Origin of the sequence: Methylobacterium sp. WL116 (assembly GCF_008039455.1) — a bacterium.
Lineage (GTDB): Bacteria > Pseudomonadota > Alphaproteobacteria > Rhizobiales > Beijerinckiaceae > Methylobacterium.
In genome coordinates this window covers 1-2,152 of record NZ_VRUV01000661.1, presented here as the reverse complement: position 1 = coordinate 2,152, position 2,152 = coordinate 1, and the positions used below count along the sequence as shown (strand labels likewise).

At 72.3% G+C, this 2,152-nt stretch carries 2 protein-coding genes and 1 pseudogene; all 3 read left to right on the top strand.

Going from position 1 to position 2,152, the window contains the following annotated elements; translation table 11 throughout:
- Window positions 1–499: invasion associated locus B family protein (locus FV223_RS25945; RefSeq protein WP_147729631.1), on the top strand; the 499-nt coding region annotated here is incomplete at its 5' end.
- Between the two features lie 83 nt (window positions 500–582).
- Entirely contained in the window at window positions 583–972 is a 390-nt protein-coding gene (locus FV223_RS25940; RefSeq protein ID WP_246689816.1) for a hypothetical protein, read from the top strand.
- Window positions 973–1,128: 156 nt separating this feature from the next.
- Window positions 1,129–2,152 (top strand): annotated as a pseudogene (locus tag FV223_RS25935) (hypothetical protein); the annotation flags it as partial.

Below are 2,152 nucleotides of genomic sequence, written 5' to 3'. Positions count from 1 at the left end.
GGCCGCCCCCCCTGCCGCGCAGGCCGCGCCTGCCAAGACCGCGGCGGTCTGGCCGGCCGGCGCACTCTCCATCACCGAGAATTACGGCGACTGGACGCTGAGCTGCAGCCGTGCCGAGCCGGCGACGTCGTGCATGCTGATGCAGTCGCAGGGGGACAACAAGACCGGCAAGCGCTTGTTCGCCTTCGAATTGCAGGCGCCCAAGGACGGGCGGTCCGAGGGGCTGATCCTGATGCCGTTCGGCCTGGCGATCGACCCGGGCATCACCTTCAAGCTCGACGACGTGGTGCTCGGCAAGGGCGCGCCCTACATCTCGTGCGGATCCGAGGGCTGCCTGGTGCCGATCAGCTTCCCGACGCTCGCCACCGACGCGATGCGGACGGCCAAGACCCTTCAGGTGATCGGGGTGAAGTCCGGGACCAACGATCCGCAGCCGATCGCCGTGCCGCTCGGCGGGTTCGCACCGGTCTGGGACCGGGCGATCGCCCTGAGCAACTGACGCGCGGCGATCAAGGCGACGCGCGGGACATCAACCCGCCGCGCCACGACACTGGCGAGCGAGACGACGAGGAGAGGCCGAGCATGCGCGACCCGATGATCCTGGCGGCCCTGCTCGCCTGCCTCGCCGGCCCGCTCGCGGCGCAAGAGTCGAGCCCGCCCGGTGCGCCGCCGGACTCGATGCCCGACGCACCGCCGATGGACAAGAAGCGGGTCATGGCCGCGCGGCTCGCCGGGCTGGTCGGCTTCGCCAACACCTCGTGCCCGGACATCCAGGGCGATCCCGCGCTTCTGAAATCGGCCGTCGAGCGCCTCGGGATCGATCTGCAGGACCTGGAGCAGGGCGAGCTGGCGGCGATCTCGCGCTCGTATGTCAAGACCTATCGCAAGGACGTTCCGGCCAATTGCCAACGCGCGATCGAGACGTTCGGCCCGTCGAGCCGAATCGTCCCGAACCTGATCGTCAGGCGCTGAGCGTCGCGCGGCCTCCCATCGAGAATGCCGTTGGGACGGCGGCGGCGACCACGATTAAGCGCACGTTAGCCGCGATCCGGCAGTGTCGGCCCTCAGCGGCGTCGGAGCGTTGCGTCCCTCGTCCGGGGCGCCCGCCGCCCTGGGTGCGGCGTATCGATGGGCGCGAGGCTTGAGACGGGACCAGGGGTCCGCCGCACGCCCCGCAGCGCGGGCCTCGCGCTCGCCGTCCTGATCGGCCTCGGGCTGCCGGCCCAGGCGGCGAAGCTCCTCGCCGTCGCCGGCACCGATGCGCAGGGCTATGCGCGAATCGCCTTCACCTTCGACAGCGCGGTCTCGATCAAGGCGCGGCTCTCGAACGGCGTGCTGGTGCTCGGCTACGGCGAGCGGACCGAGGCCGGGCCGGAGCGGCTGGTCTCGCAGCTGCCCGATTACCTCACCGCCGTCCGGCGCGATCCCGACGGCAGCGGCCTGCGGCTCGCCCTGCAGCGGACCGTGCGCGTCAACGTGCAGGAAGCCGGCGAGAAGGTCTTCGTCGACCTCCTGCCCGAGAGCTGGACGAGCCTGCCGCCGCCGCTGCCCCCGGAGATCGTCGCCGACCTGGCCCGGCGTGCGCGTGCCGCGGAAGCGATCCTGAAATCGCGCAACCCCGCACCCGTGCGCCGGCCGCTCGGCGTCGAGGTCGCGAAGCTGCCGACGCTCACCCGCCTGACGGTGCGGCTGCCCGAGGGCGCCGAGGCGACGGTCGGCCCGGAGGGTGGCGCAACGCGGCTGCGCATCATGGGTGCCTACAGCTTCGACCTGTCCGAGACCCGTGGCCGGCTGCGCCAGGACATGGCCCGCCTGACCGCGTCGGCCGACGATGCCTCGGCCGGGCTCGTGGTGGCGGCGGGCGATGCTTTCACGGTCTCGACCGACCGCGACGACGACACCGTGGTGTTCGACATCGTCGCCAAGAAGGACGCCGCCGCCAAGGCCGAGGCGGCTGCCAAGGCGGAGCAGGCTGCCAAGGCCGAAGCCGCGACCAAGGCCGAACCTGCGACCAAGCCCGAACCCGCGAGCAAGAGAGAGCCGCCGAGCCGGGTCGCGCCCAGGACCGGGGATGCCAAAGCCTCCGCCACGGCCGATGTTCCGGCGGCCGCCGGACCACCGGGCACCGCGGCGCCGAACCGGCCACCGGCGC

Bases quoted from the DNA above. Each gene is read 5' to 3' on its own strand.
- FV223_RS25940 (WP_246689816.1), top strand. From the start codon at position 583: ATGCGCGACCCGATGATCCTGGCGGCCCTGCTCGCCTGCCTCGCCGGC.